The sequence below is a fragment of the Roseovarius sp. ZX-A-9 genome (genome assembly GCF_028369135.1).
Taxonomy (GTDB): domain Bacteria; phylum Pseudomonadota; class Alphaproteobacteria; order Rhodobacterales; family Rhodobacteraceae; genus Roseovarius.
The window spans coordinates 137,727-158,100 of the sequence record NZ_JAPWHW010000003.1 but is presented as its reverse complement, the minus strand read 5'-3'; the positions used below and the strand labels follow the sequence as shown (position 1 = coordinate 158,100).

Here is a 20,374-nt window from a genome sequence, read left to right as displayed (position 1 = left end):
GCGCGATAGCGCTGACGCGCTTTAACGCAATCGCAGAACCGGCGCAGGTCCGATAGGTACGGGCCCCAGCCAGATGCGTCCCTTGGCAAACTCCAGCGGTATGTCCAGCGTCTTGGGGTTGCCCGCGAGCCGTGACAGCTGTGTCAGCCCTTCCTCCAGCGGGTCCGCGATTGCGGCGGGCAGGCTGCCCGAACTGCGCGCCAGCTGCAGGATCTCGCGCCAGTTGCGCGCCTTGATCGTCACGGTTCCACTGGGTTGGCCCGCCGCGTCGACCATCAGTTCGCCAGCCGCCTGCAGTGACAGCTGCCCCCATGTTGCCTCGGCCAGACGCAGCCGGATCTGTTTCGGTTGTGGGCGGGCCTGCTCGATCGCGTGGCGGTCCCACGGTTTGTCGAAGAGGATCGTGAAATCGGCATGCAGCACGGTGAAGGTATCCGGCAAGGTGCCGTTCGGATCCACCCGCGCGGCCCAGGCGTTCGGCGGGGCCAGACCATCGGCGCGCAGACCCAGATGGTAATGGGCGTCCGCGTCTGCCGGAACGTGTTCTGCCGCGAGCGTCAGCCCCTTGATCTGCAGCGGCGCATTGTCACCATCCGGTGCGATGGTCAGTTGGCGCGCGGTAAGGGTCGCACGGTCCAGCGTCAGGCCGGTCGATGCCTTCAGTACCATGCTGGCGCGCATGTCGTCGCTGGTGATGCGGTATTTCTCGAGCGGGGTCGCGATCAGTTGCGTCTGCGGCCAGACAGCGATCATGTGGTTCGGCTTGTAGCTGAGGGCGAGCAGCTGGAAAAACGGCGCCTCCCAGGCGAGGCCCGTGCCGGGGTCAGCCAGCGCCAGCTCGGAAAAGGTGGTATCGAACCGATTGGGAAAGCCGCGCAGGGCAAGATCGGCGTAGTCGGCCACCCAGCCTTCGGCGCGGCGGGTGTCGAACCACGCCTCGAACCCGGATTTCGCAGCCCGGGCGCCCACGAACCAGTAACTGCTCCAGCCGAGACTGGCGAGAATGATGATGCTTAGCAATGCCCGCATGGATCGCCCCCCTTTTACGGCGTGCCGCGATGGTGTTTATAGGGCGAAACGCGCGAGGGAACAGCGAAATGACAATGTGGGTGTTCGGCTATGGATCACTGGTGTGGAATCCGGGCTTTGAGGTCGAAGATCAGGTGATCGCGACGCTGCCGGGCTATTCGCGCAGTTTTTGCATGCGCAGCATCCATCATCGCGGCACGGATGCCAATCCTGGTCTGGTCCTGGCGTTGGACGAGGGCGAGGGCGCGGCCTGTCAGGGCGTGGCGCTGTCTGTGCCGGATGATCGGCAGGATGCGGTGCTGGCCTATCTGCGCGAACGCGAATTGATCTCGTCGGCCTATCTGGAACGGATGCTTGACGTGCAGCTCTGTGATGGGCGGCAGGTGACGGCGGTTGCCTATGTGGTCGATCGCGATCACGTTCAGTACTGCGGCGGGCTGCCGCTGGAGGAACAGGCGCAGATCATCGCGCATGCGGTTGGCGGGCGCGGACCGAACACCGAGTATCTCTACAATACCGCCAGCCATCTGACCGAACTGGGGATCAACGACCCCGATCTGTCCTGGCTCTCGGAGCGGGTGCGCGATATTGCCCCATAACCCCTTGGCTTAAAGGGGCTAACCGCGTAGGCTGACGCACGGAAGAGCGCGCGGCAAAGCGCCACAAGCAGTAACGTGTCGGGAGCGTCCATATGGACCAGCCGGGCCGCAAGGTCGAGCAGCAGCATTTTTCACATCCCGTGCGTCAGATCATTCTGATGTTTATCGTGGTTGCGTTGACGGGGGTCGGGTCGTTCGTGGCGCTGCCCCGGGTACTGCCCGTGTTCCAGGCGAACCCTTATCTGAACGGGTTCATCATCTTTGTCTTTTTCATTGGTGTGGTGTCGTGTTTCTGGCAGGTCTTCCAGCTGATCGTCTCGGTCCGCTGGCTTGAAGGCTTTGCGTCCGAGAACACCGGGCACGAGATGACCAGCGCGCCGCAATTGCTGGCCCCGCTTGCCACGTTGTTGCGGCAGCGCGGCAAACGCATGCAGATCGCGCAAAGCTCGGCCCAGTCGATCCTGGATTCGGTGGTGCAGCGCATAGACGAAGTGCGCGAAATCACCCGCTATATCGTCAACCTGCTGATTTTTCTTGGACTTTTGGGTACATTCTATGGGCTCGCCACAACGGTCCCTGCGCTTGTGGACACTATCCGCGGCCTTGCCCCGCAAGAGGGTGAAGCTGGTGTCGAAGTCTTCAAGAGGCTGATGACCGGGCTTGAATCGCAACTGGGCGGCATGGGCATCGCTTTTGCGTCATCGTTGCTGGGCCTGGCGGGATCGCTGGTTGTCGGGCTGCTGGAGCTTTTCGCCAGCCAGGCGCAGAACCGGTTCTACCGTGAACTGGAAGAGTGGATGTCGACGATCACGCGCGTCGGGTTCGCGGGCTCCGACGGCGACGGGTCGCCCGAGCAGAATATGCTGGGCGGTGTGATCGACCACATGAGCGAGCAGATGGAAGCGTTGCAGATGATGCTGACGCAGTCGGATCTCTCGCGCTCGACGGTGGATGAAAAGCTGGGCACGCTGGCCGATGCGGTGGCGCGTCTGACGCACCGGATGGAAAGCGCCGGGCAGACCAACGAAATCCTGATGCGTGTCGCCGAAGGGCAGGAGCGCCTGGTTTCCAAGCTGTCCGCGCGCGCCGAAAGCAGCCAGGAAGGGCTGGATGCCGAAAGCCGGATGCGGCTGCGCTCGATCGATGTGCAGATGCTGCGTATCCTCGAGGAGATCAGCGCCGGACGCCAGGAAGCCATCACCGAGTTGCGCACCGATCTGGCGGCGCTCTTGCGGGCGCTGGGCCATAGCCGTCCGGCTCCGCCCGCCGCGCGGTACAAACGCGGCACCACGCCGGAGCAGGAGGGCTAGATATGGCCCTGTCACGGCGCACCGGGCAACGGTTCCAGGCCTCGATCTGGCCGGGTTTTGTCGATGCGATGACCGGTTTGTTGCTGGTTCTGATGTTCGTCCTTACCATTTTCATGGTGGTGCAGTTCGTCCTTCGCGAGACCATCACCGGGCAGGAAACCGAGCTTGAGGCGTTGTCGGCTGATGTGGCGGCGCTGGCGACGGCACTGGGGCTGGAGCAGGACAAGAGCGCCAAGCTGACGCAGCGTGTCGGCGCGCTGACCACCACACTCGACGATGCGCGCAAGCGGCAGCAGGAGCAGGCCGCGCTGATTGCGTCGCTGCGGGCAGAGCGTGACAGCCAGGCCGCGGCGCTGGGCGCGGCAGAGGCGCGCATCGCCAGTTTCGAAGAGCAGGTCGCGAGGCTGCTGTCCGTGCAAAGTGTCGACCGCGAGCATATAGCTGCCCTGGAGGACGAAAGAGCGGAGTTTCTGACGGAACAGCAGGCGCTGCAACTGACGCTGGCAGGTTTGCGCGATGAAATCGACGCACAGACCGAGGCAGCGCGTCTGGCCGCCGCACAGGCCGATGCGCTGGAGGCGATGATCGCTGATTTGCGCCGCGAGAATGCCGAAGCGTCGCAGGCGCAGATCGCGCTGAACACGCAAATCGAGGATCTACAGGCCGATCTGACCGCCGAAGAGAAGGCGCGTCTGACGCAGGCCGCTGCCGCCGAAGCACTGCGCGCGAAGCTGGAAGGCGCGCAGGCCGAACTGACCGCGATGACACTCGCGCTCGAAGAGCAGCGCCGCGAAGCCGAAAATACGCTGAGCCTTCTGGCGGCGGCACGCGATGCGGGCGAGGATCTGAACGATCAACTGGCAGCTGCCCTGCTGGCCGGGCAGGACAGCGCCAGCCGCATGGAGGCATTGCAGGCAGAGCTGGATGCCGCCAATCGCAAGCTGACCGAACTGGAGGCAGCGCGCAGCGACACGGAAACGTCGCTGGCGGCCGAGAAGGCGGATCTGCAAACCGCGCTTGATACTGCCCGCACCGAGATCGCCGCGCGGGATGCCTCGATTGAGGCACTGCGCACCCGGCTTGCCGAGGTAGAGAGCGCGCTGACGGATGCGGTGGCGCAGGTCCAGACGACCACTGCCGCGCTGAGCGCGGAAAAGCAGGAGTTGCAGGGGCAGCTTGATAGTGCGCTGGCAGATGCCGCAGGCAAGGATGCGGAGCTGGCCGCGCTGCGCAGCGCGCTGGCAACGGCGCAGCAGGAGATGGCATCGCTCAAGACCCGAGTTGCGACCCTGGAGGCCACGACGACCGAACAATCCCTGAGCGCCAAGGAAGTGCGCGAAAAGCTGGCCGCGGCGCTTGCCGCCAAGCTGGCGGCCGAGGCTGACGCGGCCGAGCAATTGAGCGCGGCTGAAGAACGCGCAGCCTTGCTGGCACAGGCGCGCGAACAACTGGCCCGCCAGGAAAGCGTTTCGGAAGCGGCGCAGCGCGAACAGGCGCTGCTGAACCAGCAGGTCGCGGCACTGCGCACGCAACTGTCAGAGTTGCAGGCGCTGCTGGATGATGCGCAGGTCCGCGAGGCGACGGCGGATGTGCAGTTGCAGACGCTGGGGCGTGACCTGAACGCCGCGCTGGCGCGCGTCGCCGCAGAAGAGCGCCGCCGCCGCGAGGCCGAGGAAGAAAAGAACGCGCTGCTGGAGGCCGAGAAACAGCGGCTGGCAGCCGAGCGCGAGAACCTGGAAAAATATCGGTCTGAATTCTTCGGGCGGTTGCGCGATGTTCTGGGCACCCAGGAAGGCGTGCGGATCGAAGGCGACCGCTTCGTGTTTTCTTCAGAGGTGCTGTTTCCGCCGGGGCAGGCGACCCTGTCACCCTCCGGGCGTGGCGAGATCGCCAAGGTGGCTGCAATCCTGCGCAACGTCGTCGATGATATCCCCGAAGGTATCGACTGGGTGATCCGCGTCGATGGTCACACCGATGACGTGCCGATCCGCAACTCTGCCCAGTTTGCCGACAATTGGGAGCTGAGCCAGGCGCGGGCCCTGTCGGTGGTGCGCTACATGATCGATTTCCTGGGCATTCCGCCGGACCGTCTGGCCGCCAATGGTTTTGGTCAGTATCAGCCGGTGAACACCGCCGACACCACCGAGGCGCGGGCGCAGAACCGGCGGATCGAGCTGAAATTCACGGAAAAATAACCGGCGCATCATTCGATGTCAGTGATCGCCTGCATCCGGTCGATCACGGCACCGTCGCGGATCAGCTCCACCACGGCGGTGTAACGGCCCGCTGGCCATTCGCCGGCTTTGGTCTTGCGTCCTGCCGCGCGAAAAAACTGCGCCTGGTGTTTCCTGATCAGCCCGTCATGGGCGAACACCCGTCCCTGGGGGCCGTTGATTTCGATACGCAGCACATCTGCCGGTTCTCCGCCAAAGGCATAGCCCCAGGCGACCAGTGCGGCTGCGTCTGGTGGTAGCTGATCGCTGTGTGCCCTGCCGTCGCGGATTGCATCGAAGCCGGGCACGGCGGTGGCGAACCCAACCGCAAGCAGGCCACCGGGCTGGTAGGCGGGCGGATCGATCCACAGCGTGTCGGTGGATGGCGCGCCGCAGGTGATCGCGCCATCGGGATCGAACGGATCGACCACAGCTCCGTCCTTGCGAACGCTCAGATGGAGGTGCGGAAATTGCGTGCGGCCTGACAGCCCGATCAGCCCCAAGGGCGCGCCGCGTGCCACCACATCGCCTGCGCGAACCATGACAGAGCCCTCGCGCATATGGCAATATTGCGTTTCCCAGCCGCCGCCATGGTCGATGACGACGCCATTGCCGCAGGCGCGCCCCTGCAATTCTTCGGCCATGTCGTCGGTATAGAGGCGGTCCGGAATGTCGTTGCGGATGCCCCGAACCCGGCCCGGTGCGCTGGAGATCACCGCCACGCCCGCCCGCATCGCTGCGTGGGAGGTCAGCGCGAAATCCGTGCCCTTATGTCCGTCATAGCTGAGGCTGCGGCACATGAAATCGCGCAGGCCCGGGCCGGGGTCGTAATCGACATATTGTTGAACATGGCAGGTCTCGCCCAGCGTGCAGGCAACCGGCAGGCCCAGTTCAGGCCGCTCGGTCGCCGCCGCAGGAGCGGCGGCGAGGGTGGCGACCAGCAGCGCCCGCGCCGCCAGCCGGTACATCAGTCGGCGGTCAGCAGCGGGGGCTTCTTGCCGGTCAGGCGCGGGTGATCGGGGCCTTCAACCGTGAGGTCGATCTTGCCGTCCTTGATGCCGACCTTGACGACGCCACCCTTGGCCAGCTTGCCGAACAGTAGTTCTTCGGCCAGCGGTTTCTTGATGTGTTCCTGGATCACGCGGCCCAGCGGACGCGCGCCCATCTTGTCGTCATACCCTTTGTCGGCCAGCCATGCGGCGGCGGGTGCGGTCAGCTCGATGGTCACGTTGCGGTCCATCAACTGCGCCTCGAGCTGCAGCACGAACTTCTCGACCACCTGCAGGATGACTTCCTTGGGCAGCGGCGCAAAGCTGATCACCGCATCCAGACGGTTGCGGAATTCGGGCGTGAACGTCCGCTCGATGGCGGCTGTATCCTCGCCCTCGCGCCGGTCACGGCCAAAGCCGATGGCGGATTTCGCCTGCTCGGATGCGCCTGCGTTCGATGTCATGATCAGCACGACATTGCGGAAATCGACCGTGCGGCCGTTGTGATCGGTGAGCGAGCCGTGATCCATGACCTGCAGCAGGATGTTGAACACGTCCGGGTGTGCCTTTTCGATCTCGTCGAGCAACAGCACGCAATGCGGATGCTGGTCGACGCCATCGGTCAGTAGACCACCCTGATCAAAGCCGACATACCCCGGAGGCGCACCTATAAGGCGGCTGACCGCGTGTTTCTCCATGTATTCGGACATGTCGAAACGCAGCAGCTCTACACCAAGCGTATCGGCAAGTTGTTTGGCCACTTCGGTTTTGCCCACGCCTGTGGGGCCGGCAAAGAGGTAGTTGCCGATGGGCTTTTCCGGTTCACGCAGGCCAGCGCGCGACAGTTTGATCGCGGATGAAAGCGCGTCGATGGCATGATCCTGGCCAAAGACGACGCGTTTGAGCGATCTTTCGAGATCGCGCAGAACCTGTGCATCGTCCTTGCTGACATTCTTGGGCGGGATGCGCGCGATCTTGGCGACGACGGCCTCGATCTCCTTGGCGCCGATGGACTTGCGCCGCTTGGAGGCAACCACCAGATGCTGCGCCGCTCCGGCCTCGTCGATCACGTCGATCGCCTTGTCGGGCAGCTTGCGGTCATTGATGTAACGTGAGCTCAGCTCGACCGCGGATTTGATCGCATCATTGGTGTATTTCACGCTGTGATGATCCTCGAAATAGGGTTTGAGCCCTTTGAGAATCTTGACCGTATCCTCGACCGAGGGTTCCACCACGTCGATCTTCTGGAACCGGCGGGCAAGCGCGCGGTCCTTCTCGAAATGCTGGCGGAATTCCTTGAACGTGGTCGAGCCCATGCAGCGCAGCTTGCCGCCCTGAAGCGCGGGTTTCAGCAGGTTGGACGCATCCATCGCGCCGCCCGATGTGGCGCCCGCACCGATCACGGTGTGAATCTCGTCGATGAACAGAACCGCGTCGGGGTGGTTTTCCAGCTCTGTCACGACCGCTTTCAGCCGCTCTTCGAAATCGCCGCGGTAGCGTGTGCCAGCCAGCAGCGCGCCCATGTCGAGCGAGAAGATGGTGGTGTTCGCCAGCACCTCGGGGGTTTCGCCCGAGACGATCTTGCGCGCGAGGCCCTCGGCGATCGCGGTCTTGCCGACACCGGGATCACCCACCAGAAGCGGGTTGTTCTTGCGACGGCGGCAGAGCACCTGAATGCACCGCTCGACCTCGCCGGCGCGACCGATAAGAGGGTCCACATCGCCCTGACGGGATTTTTCGTTCAGGTCGACGCAGTATTTTGCCAAGGCGGATTCGCCCGCCTCGACGGCGTCGGACTCCATCTTGGCGCGCTGTTCGTCTTCTTCGGCGCCCGTGATGGAGCGCGCCTCGCCGAATGCGGGATCCTTGGCGACGCCGTGGGCGATGAAATTCACCGCATCGTAGCGGGTCATATCCTGCTCTTGCAGGAAATAGGCGGCGTTCGATTCGCGCTCGGCAAAGATCGCGACCAGAACGTTGGCGCCGGTCACTTCGGTGCGGCCTGAGCTTTGCACATGGATTGCGGCGCGCTGGATGACGCGCTGGAATGCAGCCGTGGGAACCGCTTCGGACCCTTCGATGTCGGTTACCAGGTTTGACAGGTCATCGTCGATGAAATCGACCAGCGTGCTGCGCAAATCCTCGGTTTCGACGCTGCACGCCTTCATGACGCGCGCAGCGTCGGGCTCGTCAATCAGTGCCAGTAGCAAATGCTCCAGCGTGGCGAATTCGTGCTGGCGCGTATTGGCCAAGGCCAGCGCCGCGTGAATTGCCTGTTCCAGTGTCGTCGAGAATGAAGGCACGTCTGGTGCTCCTTCTGATTTTCGGCCGGGCGATACGCCTACGACCTTAGTCTGATAACATTAAAGTTTGGTCGATACTGCGCCAGCTTCAAGGTTTTTTTCTACGATCCCGATCACTTTTGCTGATTATTTCACTGCCGTGCTGAAATAGAGTCAGGTTTCAGAACCGGTCCTTACGGGCGCGGATCTCGGCGAAAACCTCCGCGTCGGTTGCGTCGCGCATGTCCAACCTAGCCCGGATGGCCGGATCGGATGGGCGCAGAAAGGGGTTAGAGGCCAATTCTTCGGCCAAAGTGGAGGGGACGGTTGCGCGGCCGTGTTTGCGCGCGGTTTCAACGGCCTGTGCACGAGATATAAGCGCGGGATTGTCCGGATCAATAGTTAGCGCGAATTTCGCGTTGGCCGCGGTGTATTCGTGGCCGGAATAGACGATTGTCTCGGGAGGAAGCGCGGCCAGTTTCGCAAGGCTGTCCCACATTTGCGGGAACGTGCCCTCGAAGACGCGTCCGCACCCCAGTGCCATGAGGCTGTCGGCGGTGAACACCGCGCCGGCACCGGGGATATGCACGGCGATATGCCCCACCGTATGGCCCGATACATCGAGCACATGGCAAGTCTGCCCGCCAAAGGTGAAGCTGTCGCCGTCCGACACCGCCAGATCGAGCGGCGGCAGGCGGTGCGCGTCTGCGGTCGCCCCGATCACCGTCGCGGGGCGATCGGCCAGCAAATCCGGCAGCCCTTGAATGTGATCTGCGTGGTGATGGGTCAGCAAAACATGGCTCAGCGTCCAGCCCTTGGCCGCGAGCGCCGATTTGATCGGTCCGGCCTCGGGGACATCGACCACCATGGTTTCACCGCTGTCGGCGTCGTGGGCGATAAAGGCATAATTGTCCTGAAGACAGGGAATGGTCAGGATTTCGAGTGGCATGAGAGCTATCCGGGTCTATGGTGTTTCACCGCGTTTGCGTTCGCGCTAGGATCAGACTGACGGAACAAGGGCCGCTCTGCAATGCATCTCGACGTGCAGGAACTTCGCAATTTCTACTATCGCAGCGCGCTTGGTCGCGCCGCGCAGAAAACCGTGCGCGAGCAGCTGTTGGAATTCTGGCCCGAGGCCAAGGGGCAGACCGTGGTAGGATTCGGTTTTGCGGTGCCATTCCTGCGGCCCTATCTGGCAGATGCCCGGCGGGTGATCGCGTTGATGCCCGGACCGCAGGGGGTCATAAACTGGCCGCAGGGCATGCCGAATGTCAGCGTGCTGTGCGACGAAACGCTATGGCCGCTGGAAACCGGGCATGTGGACAAGCTGCTGGTCATTCACGCATTGGAGGCCAGCGACCAGCCTTCGGAACTGCTGGAAGAGTGTTGGCGCGTTCTGGGTCCGGGCGGTTCGGCGATGTTCGTGGTGCCCAACCGTGCGGGCCTTTGGTCGCGCAGCGACCGCACGCCGTTCGGGTCCGGGCGGCCATATTCGCAAATCCAGCTCGAGACGCAGTTGAAGGCACATAATTTCCTGCCCGAGCGTCATGTCACGACGCTTTACCAGCCACCCAGCGCACGCCCGTTCTGGCGCAAGACAGCCGGGATGTGGGAGCGGATGGGCGGATCGCTGTCGATCATCGCGGCTGGCGGGGTATTGATGGTGGAGGCCAGCAAGCGTGTGCAGGCGCCCACCGGGCGGCTGAAGGCAAAGGTGCGCAAGCCCCTGGAAGTGTTGAAACCGGCCCCCGAGGCAAAGCCGGTCTAAGAGCGTCGCGAGGCGACGTGTGTTGTGAGGAACAGAGCAGGCGACAGGTTATGAGTGTTACACCCGAGATGATAGCGGGCGGGGTCTGCGCCCTGCTGGCGTTGGCTATTTTGATTGTACTGCGCCGAATCCTGCGCAAGCCTCACCACCGGATCCGGCGAAACCCGCGCCGCTGGATCGTTGTGGATGGATCGAATGTGATGTTCTGGGATGGCAATGAACCCAAGGCCGAGACGTTGCGCCGGGTCGTCGGATATCTTGCGGAGCAGGGATTTACCGCTGTCGTGTGGTTCGATGCCAATGTGGGCTACAAACTGTCCGAGCGATACCGGGGATCAGACTGGCTGGCCCGTCAGCTCGGGATACCGGAAAGCCGGGTGCTGGTGGCGGTGAAGGGCCAGCCAGCGGATCCGTTGGTGCTGGATGGGGCGCGACAACTGGGCGCGCGGGTCGTCACGAATGACCGGTTCAGGGATTGGGTTGACGAGTTCCCCGAGATCGTCGAGCCGGGCCACCTTGTTCAGGGCAGGCTGCAAAATGGCCAGGTGCAGTTGGAGCTGTAACGCTGACGGAATGTCTGTTTGCGCGCGGAGCCTGTGATGATGGCTTTGGGACCGGGTGACGCGCTCAGAGTTTGACGGGCTGGCCGTGGGGCGTCCGGCGATAGGCGGCTTCCCACGCCTGGCGCCGGGTGCGCCGCGCGGAGGCTGACAGGCCGGGTTGGGTGTCGGCCAGTGTTTCCAACGCGCCCAGAACCGCCTCGTAATAGGTGTTGAGCGTATCCGGTGCGCCCTGATCCTTTGCATTGGCCAATGCCGCCCCGAGTGTGGTGGCCCAATCCGCTGCCGTGAAATGCCCCGCCGCGACCATCGCATCGGCGAGGGCAAGGGCCTGGGCCTGCCATGGCGCGTCAAAGCCGGGTGTCGGCGGGGCGAGCGGATCATCAGGCCGCAACAAGATAACTCTCCCACAGGTCCAGTGTGACGGTGTCGCGGGGATCAGCCTCATCGCCCCAGAGTTCAGGCGCGGAAAACACGACCGTATAGAGATGCTCGGCGGCCTCGCGGCCTTTGGCTCCTTCATCGGGCAGCGCGTGAGCGCCATGATGTGTCAGGATTTCGCCAGTAGCGCCACGTGCGTAGCCGGGCAGGCGGGTATGATCCGAATGCCCGTGTCGCAAGGTCCGCACCTTCTGGCGGGGCTGAAAGACCGCGGAGTCGGTCGCAGTGCGGGCAAAGGACCTGTCGCTTTGGCGGACTTCTTCCAGCACCTCGGCAAGTGTCTGGTCGCGCGGCGGCGTCTCCTTGGCGGCGGCAACCCCACCGAGGATCTCGGCACGGGTTGTGACGCCGCTTTGAACGAGGCCCGTCGCGTAAACCATGAACCAGCGCTGAAAATATGGCTCGTTGAGATAGATGTCGGGCGGCAGCAATTCGATGACATGGCGGAACCAGTCTATCGTCCAGTCGTCACCGCCGGTGGTTTGCGAGATCGCATACATCCGCGCTTCCCACTCGGTGCTGAATGGCGGGCCGTCATGGGTGACGTCGATCGGGCCGAACCCCTGTTTCCCGCCAAGATCGTGGATCCCGTCCATCAGGCTTTGCCCGGATCAAGGTCGCGATCGGTGCCGATCATCGAATTTCGCGTGACAATCGCCGCAAGACGATTCTCGTCCCAGCCTTTGGTCCCATCGGGGCGCTGGGGGATCACCAGATAACGCAGCTCGGCGGTGCTGTCCCAAACGCGGATATCGACGCCATCGGGCAGCGAAACGCCGAATTCCGCCAGCACCTTGCGTGGCTCGCGAACGGCGCGGGCGCGGTATTCGAATGATTTGTACCAGGCGGGCGACATGCCGAGCAGCGCAAACGGGTAACACGAACAGAGCGTGCAAACGACCATGTTGTGCCGGGTATCGGTGTTTTCGACGGCCTTGAGATGCGCGGTTGCGCTGCCTTCAAAGCCGAAGTCCTTGATGGCCACGGCAGCATCCTCCAGCAAACGCGCCTTGAACGCGGGGTCTGTCCATGCCCGGGCGATCACCCTTGCGCCCCGTTTGGGGCCGATGTGATCCGAATAGGCCTCGACCCAGGCATCCAAAGTGGCTTCGGAGGCAAAGCCGCGCTCGACCATCAGGCTTTCCAGGGTCTTGACCCGCAGCGCCGGGTCCGAGGGCAGGTGACTGTGCAAATCGCGATGAAGCCGGGCCGCTTCATCTGCGTCGAATGTGGCCATCGGTGGCGTCCTCCCTGAAATCCAGCGTGCGGCGGGGGCGGGTCATGTGTCAAGCGCAGGGGGCGCAGACCCGGAACAAACCGCTTTGGCAGGCCGATACCGAGGGCGCAAACTGTGCGGCAGGCGGGCCCTTTCAGGGCTCGCGCTCACGGCATTGCGGCTGATAGCGTTAACATTCTCCGGTTGTTCCGCGCTGCCGGGGGTAGGGGAATCGCGAAATGCATGGAAAATTATAAGTTTTTGGGTCGGAAAAACTGGTTCAAACCGACGCAGTATGGCCAAGTTTTTGAAAACAAAAGATTATAATGGACCGCAACATGCCGCATAGCAACTTGCCCGCCAAGGAAGGCTCTGCTAGACCCACGCCGGATTACAGTGATAAGAGTGCTCTGGTGCTCACAGACGCCTCCGGAGACGCAAACCTTGCGTCGCTAACCGGGGCCTAAATTGTCGGAAGGGTGGACGTGTCCGAACCAGCTTCGATTTCCTCTGGTATTGCCGAACGCTATGCGACGGCGATCTTCGAACTCTCTCTGGAGAATAAGAAACTCACCGATCTGGAGGCTGGGGTCGATGACCTGGCCGCTGCACTGGATGCGAGCGCCGACCTGCGCGAAGCGATTTCCAGCCCGGTGATCAGCCGCGACGATCAAGGCAAGGCGATCGCCGCGATCGCAAACAAGATGAACCTGCCCGCCGCTCTGGCGCAGGGCATGGGTGTGATGGCCGCCAAGCGCCGCCTCTTTGTGTTGCCGCAACTGATCGCGCAATTGCGTGGGCTGATTGCGAATGAAAAGGGCGAAGTTTCCGCCGAAGTCACCAGCGCCAAGGCGCTGACCAAGGCACAAAGCGACAAGCTGGCCAAGACGCTGAAGGCGCGTGTTGGCAAGATAGTCAAAATCAATGCGACCGTAGATGAAAGCCTCATCGGCGGTCTTATCGTAAAGGTGGGCTCGAAGATGATCGACACGTCGATCCGCTCCAGGCTCTCTTCCCTCCAGAATTCAATGAAAGAGGTCGGATAAATGGGTATCCAAGCGGCAGAGATTTCTGCAATCCTGAAGGACCAGATCAAGAATTTCGGCCAGGAAGCCGAAGTTTCCGAGGTGGGCCGGGTTCTGTCCGTCGGGGATGGTATCGCCCGCGTGCACGGTCTGGACAACGTTCAGGCTGGCGAACTGGTCGAATTTCCGGGTTCGATCATGGGCATGGCCCTGAACCTCGAGGCCGACAACGTCGGTATCGTGATCTTCGGGTCCGACCGTGACATCAAGGAAGGCGACACCGTCAAGCGCACCAAGTCCATCGTGGACGTGCCGATCGGTGACGGCCTGCTGGGGCGTGTTGTTGACGGCCTGGGCAACCCGATCGACGGCAAGGGTCCGATTGTATCCTCTGAGCGCGGCCTAGCCGACGTCAAGGCGCCGGGCATCATCCCGCGTAAATCCGTGCACGAGCCCATGGCAACCGGCCTCAAAGCTGTCGACAGCATGATCCCCGTTGGCCGTGGCCAGCGTGAGTTGATCATTGGTGACCGTCAGACTGGCAAGACCGCTATCGCGCTCGACACGATGCTGAACCAGAAGTCGATCAACGACGCTGCCGGCGATGACGAGGGCAAGAAGCTTTATTGCGTCTATGTCGCGATTGGTCAGAAACGTTCGACCGTGGCGCAGCTGGTCAAGAAGCTGGAAGAAAAAGGCGCGATGGAATATTCCATCATCGTCGCTGCGACAGCCTCCGACCCTGCACCAATGCAGTTCCTCGCACCCTATTCGGCGACCGCGATGGCAGAGCATTTCCGCGACAATGGCCGTCACGCGCTGATCGTTTATGATGACCTTTCCAAGCAGGCCGTGGCCTACCGCCAGATGTCGCTTCTGCTGCGCCGTCCGCCCGGACGTGAAGCCTATCCCGGCGACGTTTTCTACCTGCACTCTCGCCTGCTGGAGCGTTCGGCCAAGCTGAACGAAGAGAATGGTTCCGGCTCGCTGACGGCTCTGCCGATCATTGAAACCCAAGGTGGCGACGTTTCGGCGTTTATTCCGACCAACGTGATCTCGATCACCGACGGCCAGATCTTCCTTGAAACCGACCTGTTCTTCCAGGGTATCCGCCCGGCCGTGAACACCGGTCTGTCGGTGTCTCGTGTGGGCTCCTCGGCGCAGACCAACGCGATGAAATCCGTCGCGGGTCCGGTCAAGCTGGAGCTGGCACAGTACCGCGAAATGGCGGCCTTCGCCCAGTTCGGTTCGGACCTTGATGCCGCGACCCAGCAGTTGCTGAACCGTGGTGCGCGTCTGACAGAGCTGATGAAGCAACCGCAGTATTCGCCTTTGACCAACGCCGAGATCGTCTGCGTCATCTATGCAGGTACCAAGGGCTATCTGGACAAGGTCAAGGTCAATGAAGTCGGCCGCTTCGAAGCGGGCTTGCTCAAGCACCTTCGCGGCAAGCATTCGGATCTGCTCGACATGATCACCAAGGAAGACCCCAAGATTAAGGGCGAAGCCGAGGAAAAGATCAAAGCAGCGCTGGACGAATACGCCGCTGATTTCGCTTAAGGGAAAGGACAGAGGCACATGCCAAGTCTTAAGGACCTTAAAAATCGGATCGAGTCGGTCAAATCGACCCGCAAGATCACCAAGGCCATGCAGATGGTCGCGTCGGCGAAGCTGCGCCGTGCGCAGGAGGCGGCCGAGATGGCCCGCCCCTATGCCGAGCGTTTCAACGCCGTCATGGGGCGGCTGTCGGCGGCTGTCGGGGATAGCGAAAGCGCGCCCAAACTGCTCAGCGGCACGGGCAGGCAGGAAACCTACCTGCTGATCGTGATGACCGCAGAGCGTGGTCTGTGCGGCGGCTTCAACGGCAACATCGCCAAGCTTGCACGCCAAGAGGCCAGCGAGTTGCTGGCCCAGGGCAAGACTGTCAAGATTTTGACTGTCGGCAAGAAGGGCCGCGATGCCTTGCGCCGCGACTATGGTCAGTACTTCGTTGAACATGTCGATCAGAGTGACATGAAATACGTGGGCTATGCTGATGCACAGAACGTGGCGGCAAAGGTGCTCGACAGGTTTGATGCAGGTGAGTTCGACGTTGCGAAACTCTACTTCTCGCGCTTCGAGAACGTTGTCAGCCAGCACCCGACGGCCAAGCAGATCATTCCGGCGGATTTCGATGCGCCCGAAGAGGATGGTGGTAGCACCTTCTACGATTACGAGCCCGACGAGCAGGCGATCCTTGCCGATTTGCTGCCGCGCGGCGTCGCGACCGCGATCTTCAGTGCGATGCTGGAGAACGGTGCATCCGAGCAGGGCGCGCGGATGTCCGCAATGGACAACGCAACCCGCAACGCCGGTGAGATGATCGAGAAGCTGACCATTGAGTACAACCGCTCGCGGCAGGCCGTGATCACCAACGAGCTGATTGAAATTATTTCGGGCGCGGAAGCGCTCTAAAGAACCGGAGACGAAACATGGCAAACGCAAAAGGCAAAATCACCCAGGTGATCGGCGCCGTGGTCGACGTTCAGTTCGGCGACGACCTGCCTCAGATCCTGAACGCGCTGACCACCGAGAACAACGGCAAGAAGCTGGTTCTCGAAGTGGCACAGCACCTTGGTGAAAACACCGTGCGGACCATCGCGATGGACGCGACAGAAGGTCTGGTGCGCGGTCAGGAAGTGATCGACACCGACGGTCCTATCACCGTGCCCGTGGGCAACGCGACCCTGGGCCGCATCCTGAACGTCGTGGGCGAGCCCGTGGACGAAGGTGGCCCCATCGCCGCGACCGAAACCCGCTCGATCCACCAGGACGCGCCGACCTTCGCCGAACAGGCGACCAGCTCGGACATCCTCGTGACCGGCATCAAGGTCGTCGACCTGCTGGCACCTTACGCCAAGGGCGGCAAGATTGGCCTCTTCGGCGGTGCCGGCGTGGGCAAGACGGTTCTCATCATGGAACTGATCAACAACATCGCCAAAGTGCACTCGGGTTTCTCGGTGTTCGCTGGTGTTGGCGAGCGTACTCGTGAAGGGAACGACCTTTACCACGAGATGATCGAATCCAAAGTTATCGACCCCGATAACCTCGAAAACTCTCAGGTGGCACTGGTCTATGGCCAGATGAACGAGCCTCCGGGAGCACGGATGCGTGTTGCTCTGACCGGCCTGACACTGGCTGAGCAGTTCCGCGACCAGTCCGGGACCGACGTTCTGTTCTTCGTCGACAACATCTTCCGCTTTACCCAAGCGGGTTCCGAGGTTTCGGCCCTTCTTGGCCGTATCCCTTCCGCTGTGGGCTATCAGCCGACACTGGCGACCGACATGGGCCAGATGCAAGAGCGCATCACTTCGACCAAGGCCGGTTCGATCACCTCGGTGCAGGCCGTTTACGTTCCTGCGGATGACCTTACCGACCCCGCGCCTGCGACCTCGTTCGCGCACCTTGACGCCACAACCGTTCTGTCGCGTGCGATCTCCGAGCTGGGTATCTACCCTGCCGTTGACCCGCTCGACTCGACATCGCGTCTGATGGACCCCGCCGTTGTTGGCGAGGAGCACTACCAGGTGGCACGCGACGTTCAGGGTATCCTGCAGCGCTACAAGAGCTTGCAGGACATCATCGCGATCCTCGGGATGGACGAGCTGAGCGAAGAGGACAAGCTGACCGTGGCACGCGCCCGGAAAATCCAGCGTTTCCTTAGCCAGCCGTTCGACGTGGCCAAAGTGTTCACCGGCTCTGACGGTGTGCAGGTTCCGCTGGAAGAAACCATCGCGTCGTTCAAGGCGGTTGTGGCCGGCGAATACGACCACCTGCCCGAAGGCGCGTTCTACATGGTTGGCGGCATCGAAGAGGTCAAAGCCAAAGCCGAGCGCATGGCGGCCGACGCAGCTTAAAACTGCGCCAAGGGGCCGGTCCGCATCCCTGCGGTCCGGCACATGCCAGGATAAGGAGGCCATGAATGGCTGATAAATTACAATTCGATCTGGTATCGCCCGAACGCTTGCTGGCGTCGGTCGAGGCGACCGAGGTGCAGATCCCCGGTGCTGAAGGCGACATGACCGCGATGGCCGATCATGCCCCGCTGATCACCACGCTGCGCCCCGGTATCGTGCGCGTCATCGGTGGTGACGGTGCTGGTGAATACGTCGTGACCGGCGGTTTTGCCGAGATCAACGCAAGCGGTGTATCGGTCCTGGCTGAACGCGCGATGCCCCGGGCCGATATCACGCAGGAAGACTATGAAGCGATGGTCAAAAGCGCGAATGCGGCGTTGAAAAAGGCCGAAGAAACCTTCGTGAACGAGCCCGGCCCCGTCGACGATGCAGCCAAACTTCTGGCTGACATGATGGCGCTTGGTGACGAGATCGGCCTGTCGGCGAGCTTCTCTGCCTAACAGGCCCAACCACTATAGCTAACGCAAAGAGCCTGCATATTTGCAGGCTCTTTTCTTTTGGATTGGGTCAGAGTTTGCGCAGATACCCGTTGGGCGCATAGGTCGCGTTCACACCGAACGTGTCGCACAGCGCCTCGTCCACCTCGAACACTCCCGGATGCGTCTGCATGTATTCGGCGATTGCCCGGTTCGGCCCGCCACCGTAATTCGCGCTGACGCCCAATTCGTCCAGCAGACCATCCTCCATGCACAGCAGTTCGCCCGCCTGCATGTGCTCTCCCAGGAATTCAAGCGCAGCCAGGCAGCAGGGGTAGGTATGTGCGGAATCCTCCAGAACGAACCAGGGGCGTGGCGCATCGAATATCCCGTGCGCGGCAAAGGCGGCCCCAAGGTCCATAACGTCCCCGGTCACGAAATTGATGCGCGGATCGGTCAGCGCTGGCACCTTCACGTCGATAGAATAGATTGGCGTGCTGCGGCCATAATTGCCGACAAGATCCGCCATCCAAAGTGCGCTGGCGCCGTGATGTGAGCCGATCTCGATGATCGTGCCGGGGGCGTTGTCCCAGATCGCGCGGCCCTGAATCGCCATGTCGATCGGACTGCGCAAACATTCGATACCGCGATATTGGTATTTCATGACACCGTCCTGGTATTTACGCAGGAAGTCTTTGGTAAACGCGGATTTGAACGAACGCATCAGGCCCTCATCGGTTGTATGATGCAACAGGTATGAGCGATCCGCAGAAATCCGTCAAATCGGACCGGAATCGCGCAGGGTGGGTTGGCAGGAGCGGAGCGCGGGTTTGCCATGGGTGAAATCGGGCAACGATAGTGGTTTGAGGAACGGGTTGCCGCTATTCTGATCTTCGGCCTTGATGCTGGCCGCCCAAAAGGAAGACTTTGCCAAGGTCATGTGCCATTTTTGATTCAGAGGATTCGCAAATGGCGCTAACGTGCGGAGGAGTCAGGATTTTCCATCATCTCATCTCATTTTCGCCGGATTGGGTCGATAGTCATGCGCTCATAGTAGCAGTGAAGATAGAATGAAACGCTTTGACAATAAGCTGATTGGTATTGATCAGGGCGAAACCGTCCTGTTTTCCGACTATGAGAGCGGCGGGGACATGTGGACAGGCGAGGGCGACCGCATGCGCCTGCACACCGTCCGGTTCACTGAACCCTTTCGCACGCCGCCCGCCGTTCAATGCGCGCTGTCGATGTGGGACATCGACAGCGGAACCAATGCCCGGATCGAAGTGTCAGCCGAAAAAATTACCGAAACAGGGTTCGAAGTGGTGTTTCGCACCTGGGCGGATACCCATGTGGCGCGCGCGCGTGTCCGCTGGATGGCAATCGGAGAGCTGTACCACGAGGACGATTGGGAATTGTACTGAACGCAGTGCCGGGCTTTCGCCCGACACTGCAAGCGGGTCAGTTGTCGAACTGGCCCTCATAGACGGGTTCCAATGTCGGCGTGTCGAACAGAGACGATACCGACGTGCCGTTCCAGATGTTCAGGATTGCCTGCGCAAAGACGGGTGCCGTCGGGATGATGCGGATGTTGGGCGCGCCGCGCACGGCCTCGGTGGGGGCAATGGTGTCGGTGATCACCATGCTTTTCAGAACCGAGGCGGTGATACGCTCCACCGCCGGGCCGGACATGACACCATGCGTGGTGTAGGCATGAACCTCGGAGGCGCCGTTTTCCATCAGCACTTCGGCCGCTTTGCACAGCGTACCTGCCGTATCGCACATGTCGTCGACGATGATGCATCGCTTGCCCGTGACTTCGCCGATAACGGTCATTTCGGCGACTTCGCCGGCCTTCTCACGCCGCTTGTCAACGATGCTGAGCGGTGCGTTGATCCGCTTGGCCAGTTCACGTGCACGGGCGACGCCACCCACATCGGGAGAGACGATCATCACCTCATCCAGACAGCCTTTGAACTGTTTCATGATATCGAGTGCGAAAACCGGCGAGGCATAGAGGTTATCCACAGGGATATCGAAAAACCCCTGAATCTGCGCCGCGTGCAGGTCCATCGTCAGAACCCGCTCGATGCCCGCTTCGACCAGCATGTTCGCCACCAGCTTGGCCGAGATCGGCGTGCGCGCTTTGGAGCGGCGATCTTGTCGTGCGTAGCCGAAATAGGGGATCACGGCCGTAATGCGATGGGCGGACGAGCGGCGCAGCGCGTCGGCCATGATCAGCAGTTCCATCAGGTTGTCGTTTGCCGGATTCGAAGTCGGCTGGATGATGAACATATCCTCGCCACGGACGTTTTCGAATACTTCGACGAAAATCTCGCCGTCATTGAAGCGCTCTACCCGAGCATCGACCAGTCCGAGACTGACCCCCCGGTGCATTGACATCCGCCGTGCGATGGCAGTGGCAAGCGGCATGTTGGCATTGCCCGAGATCAGTTTCGGTTCCGGTGTGACTGGCATGTGAGATTTTCCCTGAGGGTGGCCTGGATGACAGATTCGTGACGTTGACACCGCTTAGCATGCGCGTAGGGTCTGGCAAAGCAGCTGAGCCGCAG

Annotated in this window: 21 protein-coding genes; 11 read left to right on the top strand and 10 right to left on the bottom strand. The window is 61.8% G+C overall.

Annotated elements, in window-relative coordinates; all coding sequences use genetic code 11:
• Positions 1-21 precede the first annotated feature (21 nt).
• A complete protein-coding gene (locus O3306_RS04520; RefSeq protein WP_272003925.1) occupies positions 22-1,029 on the bottom strand; it encodes a DUF2125 domain-containing protein in 1,008 nt (335 codons plus the stop codon).
• Positions 1,030-1,097: 68 nt separating this feature from the next.
• On the opposite strand from O3306_RS04520, the gene O3306_RS04515 reads away from it, so the two are divergent.
• The 3 genes from O3306_RS04515 (at position 1,098) to O3306_RS04505 (ending at position 5,133) form a co-directional block, all read left to right on the top strand.
• Complete coding sequence (locus O3306_RS04515; protein ID WP_272003920.1) at positions 1,098-1,628, top strand: gamma-glutamylcyclotransferase; 531 nt, start codon at positions 1,098-1,100, stop codon at positions 1,626-1,628.
• Positions 1,629-1,720: 92 nt separating this feature from the next.
• A complete protein-coding gene (locus O3306_RS04510) occupies positions 1,721-2,938 on the top strand; it encodes a biopolymer transporter ExbB (RefSeq protein ID WP_272003916.1) in 1,218 nt (405 codons plus the stop codon).
• 2 nt (positions 2,939-2,940) lie between these two features.
• Positions 2,941-5,133: a peptidoglycan -binding protein gene (locus O3306_RS04505; protein WP_272003913.1), complete on the top strand. Its 2,193-nt coding sequence runs from the start codon at positions 2,941-2,943 to the stop codon at positions 5,131-5,133.
• An 8-nt stretch (positions 5,134-5,141) separates the two neighbouring features.
• On the opposite strand, the gene O3306_RS04500 is transcribed toward O3306_RS04505, so the two are convergent.
• The 3 genes from O3306_RS04500 to gloB all read right to left on the bottom strand — a co-directional run bounded on the left by O3306_RS04500 (position 5,142) and on the right by gloB (position 9,371).
• Complete coding sequence (locus O3306_RS04500) at positions 5,142-6,119, bottom strand: M23 family metallopeptidase (protein WP_272003907.1); 978 nt, start codon at positions 6,117-6,119, stop codon at positions 5,142-5,144.
• Positions 6,119-8,443, bottom strand: coding sequence for an ATP-dependent Clp protease ATP-binding subunit ClpA (clpA, locus tag O3306_RS04495; protein ID WP_272003904.1), 2,325 nt, complete (start codon positions 8,441-8,443; stop codon positions 6,119-6,121). Before clpA ends, O3306_RS04500 begins: the two co-directional genes overlap by 1 nt.
• 160 nt (positions 8,444-8,603) lie before the next feature.
• Positions 8,604-9,371 (bottom strand): hydroxyacylglutathione hydrolase, encoded by a 768-nt coding sequence (gene gloB / locus O3306_RS04490; RefSeq protein ID WP_272003902.1) that lies wholly within the window; start codon positions 9,369-9,371, stop codon positions 8,604-8,606.
• An 81-nt stretch (positions 9,372-9,452) separates the two neighbouring features.
• Here gloB and O3306_RS04485 point away from each other — a divergent pair, with 81 nt between their 5' ends.
• Both O3306_RS04485 and O3306_RS04480 read left to right on the top strand, forming a co-directional pair.
• On the top strand, positions 9,453-10,190 hold the full coding sequence (locus O3306_RS04485; RefSeq protein WP_272003899.1) for a class I SAM-dependent methyltransferase: 738 nt from the start codon (positions 9,453-9,455) through the stop codon (positions 10,188-10,190).
• 50 nt (positions 10,191-10,240) lie between these two features.
• Positions 10,241-10,753 (top strand): NYN domain-containing protein, encoded by a 513-nt coding sequence (locus tag O3306_RS04480; protein ID WP_272003896.1) that lies wholly within the window; start codon positions 10,241-10,243, stop codon positions 10,751-10,753.
• A gap of 64 nt (positions 10,754-10,817) precedes the next feature.
• Here the strand turns inward: O3306_RS04480 and O3306_RS04475 are convergent, their stop codons facing one another.
• Genes O3306_RS04475 through nthA form a run of 3 tightly spaced genes read right to left on the bottom strand, consistent with a single transcriptional unit; the run spans position 10,818 to position 12,428 of the window.
• The gene (locus O3306_RS04475; RefSeq protein ID WP_272003892.1) at positions 10,818-11,147 is read right to left on the bottom strand and encodes a nitrile hydratase accessory protein; all 330 of its coding nucleotides are present in this window, start codon (positions 11,145-11,147) and stop codon (positions 10,818-10,820) included.
• Complete coding sequence (gene nthB / locus O3306_RS04470; protein ID WP_272003890.1) at positions 11,134-11,787, bottom strand: nitrile hydratase subunit beta; 654 nt, start codon at positions 11,785-11,787, stop codon at positions 11,134-11,136. The genes O3306_RS04475 and nthB overlap by 14 nt, the downstream gene beginning before the upstream one ends.
• Positions 11,787-12,428 (bottom strand): nitrile hydratase subunit alpha, encoded by a 642-nt coding sequence (gene nthA, locus O3306_RS04465; RefSeq protein ID WP_272003888.1) that lies wholly within the window; start codon positions 12,426-12,428, stop codon positions 11,787-11,789. Before nthA ends, nthB begins: the two co-directional genes overlap by 1 nt.
• 458 nt (positions 12,429-12,886) lie before the next feature.
• Between nthA and O3306_RS04460 the strand changes: the two genes are divergently transcribed.
• The 5 genes from O3306_RS04460 to O3306_RS04440 all read left to right on the top strand — a co-directional run bounded on the left by O3306_RS04460 (position 12,887) and on the right by O3306_RS04440 (position 17,828).
• Positions 12,887-13,453 carry a F0F1 ATP synthase subunit delta gene (locus O3306_RS04460; protein WP_272003887.1) on the top strand — a complete coding sequence of 189 codons (567 nt, stop codon included), beginning with the start codon at positions 12,887-12,889 and terminating at the stop codon, positions 13,451-13,453.
• Positions 13,454-14,992, top strand: a complete 1,539-nt coding sequence (gene atpA / locus O3306_RS04455; RefSeq protein ID WP_272003884.1) for a F0F1 ATP synthase subunit alpha — start codon at positions 13,454-13,456, stop codon at positions 14,990-14,992.
• Positions 14,993-15,010: 18 nt separating this feature from the next.
• Positions 15,011-15,886 (top strand): F0F1 ATP synthase subunit gamma, encoded by an 876-nt coding sequence (locus O3306_RS04450; RefSeq protein WP_272003882.1) that lies wholly within the window; start codon positions 15,011-15,013, stop codon positions 15,884-15,886.
• A gap of 17 nt (positions 15,887-15,903) precedes the next feature.
• Positions 15,904-17,328 carry a F0F1 ATP synthase subunit beta gene (atpD, locus tag O3306_RS04445; RefSeq protein WP_272003880.1) on the top strand — a complete coding sequence of 475 codons (1,425 nt, stop codon included), beginning with the start codon at positions 15,904-15,906 and terminating at the stop codon, positions 17,326-17,328.
• Between the two features lie 65 nt (positions 17,329-17,393).
• Positions 17,394-17,828, top strand: a complete 435-nt coding sequence (locus tag O3306_RS04440) for a F0F1 ATP synthase subunit epsilon (RefSeq protein ID WP_272003877.1) — start codon at positions 17,394-17,396, stop codon at positions 17,826-17,828.
• A gap of 67 nt (positions 17,829-17,895) precedes the next feature.
• Here O3306_RS04440 and O3306_RS04435 read toward each other — a convergent pair whose 3' ends face one another.
• Positions 17,896-18,528: a CmcI family methyltransferase gene (locus tag O3306_RS04435; RefSeq protein WP_272003874.1), complete on the bottom strand. Its 633-nt coding sequence runs from the start codon at positions 18,526-18,528 to the stop codon at positions 17,896-17,898.
• A gap of 54 nt (positions 18,529-18,582) precedes the next feature.
• A complete protein-coding gene (locus O3306_RS04430; RefSeq protein ID WP_272003872.1) occupies positions 18,583-18,744 on the bottom strand; it encodes a hypothetical protein in 162 nt (53 codons plus the stop codon).
• A 130-nt stretch (positions 18,745-18,874) separates the two neighbouring features.
• Here O3306_RS04430 and O3306_RS04425 point away from each other — a divergent pair, with 130 nt between their 5' ends.
• Complete coding sequence (locus O3306_RS04425; RefSeq protein ID WP_272003870.1) at positions 18,875-19,225, top strand: H-type lectin domain-containing protein; 351 nt, start codon at positions 18,875-18,877, stop codon at positions 19,223-19,225.
• 37 nt (positions 19,226-19,262) lie between these two features.
• Here O3306_RS04425 and O3306_RS04420 read toward each other — a convergent pair whose 3' ends face one another.
• Complete coding sequence (locus O3306_RS04420) at positions 19,263-20,279, bottom strand: ribose-phosphate pyrophosphokinase (RefSeq protein WP_272003865.1); 1,017 nt, start codon at positions 20,277-20,279, stop codon at positions 19,263-19,265.
• Positions 20,280-20,374: the final 95 nt, after the last annotated feature.

Bases quoted from the DNA above. Each gene is read 5' to 3' on its own strand.
- O3306_RS04520 (WP_272003925.1), bottom strand. From the start codon at position 1,029: ATGCGGGCATTGCTAAGCATCATCATTCTCGCCAGTCTCGGCTGGAGC.
- O3306_RS04515 (WP_272003920.1), top strand. From the start codon at position 1,098: ATGACAATGTGGGTGTTCGGCTATGGATCACTGGTGTGGAATCCGGGC.
- O3306_RS04510 (WP_272003916.1), top strand. From the start codon at position 1,721: ATGGACCAGCCGGGCCGCAAGGTCGAGCAGCAGCATTTTTCACATCCC.
- O3306_RS04505 (WP_272003913.1), top strand. From the start codon at position 2,941: ATGGCCCTGTCACGGCGCACCGGGCAACGGTTCCAGGCCTCGATCTGG.
- O3306_RS04500 (WP_272003907.1), bottom strand. From the start codon at position 6,119: ATGTACCGGCTGGCGGCGCGGGCGCTGCTGGTCGCCACCCTCGCCGCC.
- gloB (WP_272003902.1), bottom strand. From the start codon at position 9,371: ATGCCACTCGAAATCCTGACCATTCCCTGTCTTCAGGACAATTATGCC.
- O3306_RS04485 (WP_272003899.1), top strand. From the start codon at position 9,453: ATGCATCTCGACGTGCAGGAACTTCGCAATTTCTACTATCGCAGCGCG.
- O3306_RS04480 (WP_272003896.1), top strand. From the start codon at position 10,241: ATGAGTGTTACACCCGAGATGATAGCGGGCGGGGTCTGCGCCCTGCTG.
- nthB (WP_272003890.1), bottom strand. From the start codon at position 11,787: ATGGACGGGATCCACGATCTTGGCGGGAAACAGGGGTTCGGCCCGATC.
- nthA (WP_272003888.1), bottom strand. From the start codon at position 12,428: ATGGCCACATTCGACGCAGATGAAGCGGCCCGGCTTCATCGCGATTTG.
- atpA (WP_272003884.1), top strand. From the start codon at position 13,454: ATGGGTATCCAAGCGGCAGAGATTTCTGCAATCCTGAAGGACCAGATC.
- O3306_RS04450 (WP_272003882.1), top strand. From the start codon at position 15,011: ATGCCAAGTCTTAAGGACCTTAAAAATCGGATCGAGTCGGTCAAATCG.
- atpD (WP_272003880.1), top strand. From the start codon at position 15,904: ATGGCAAACGCAAAAGGCAAAATCACCCAGGTGATCGGCGCCGTGGTC.
- O3306_RS04440 (WP_272003877.1), top strand. From the start codon at position 17,394: ATGGCTGATAAATTACAATTCGATCTGGTATCGCCCGAACGCTTGCTG.
- O3306_RS04435 (WP_272003874.1), bottom strand. From the start codon at position 18,528: ATGCGTTCGTTCAAATCCGCGTTTACCAAAGACTTCCTGCGTAAATAC.
- O3306_RS04430 (WP_272003872.1), bottom strand. From the start codon at position 18,744: ATGACCTTGGCAAAGTCTTCCTTTTGGGCGGCCAGCATCAAGGCCGAA.
- O3306_RS04425 (WP_272003870.1), top strand. From the start codon at position 18,875: ATGAAACGCTTTGACAATAAGCTGATTGGTATTGATCAGGGCGAAACC.
- O3306_RS04420 (WP_272003865.1), bottom strand. From the start codon at position 20,279: ATGCCAGTCACACCGGAACCGAAACTGATCTCGGGCAATGCCAACATG.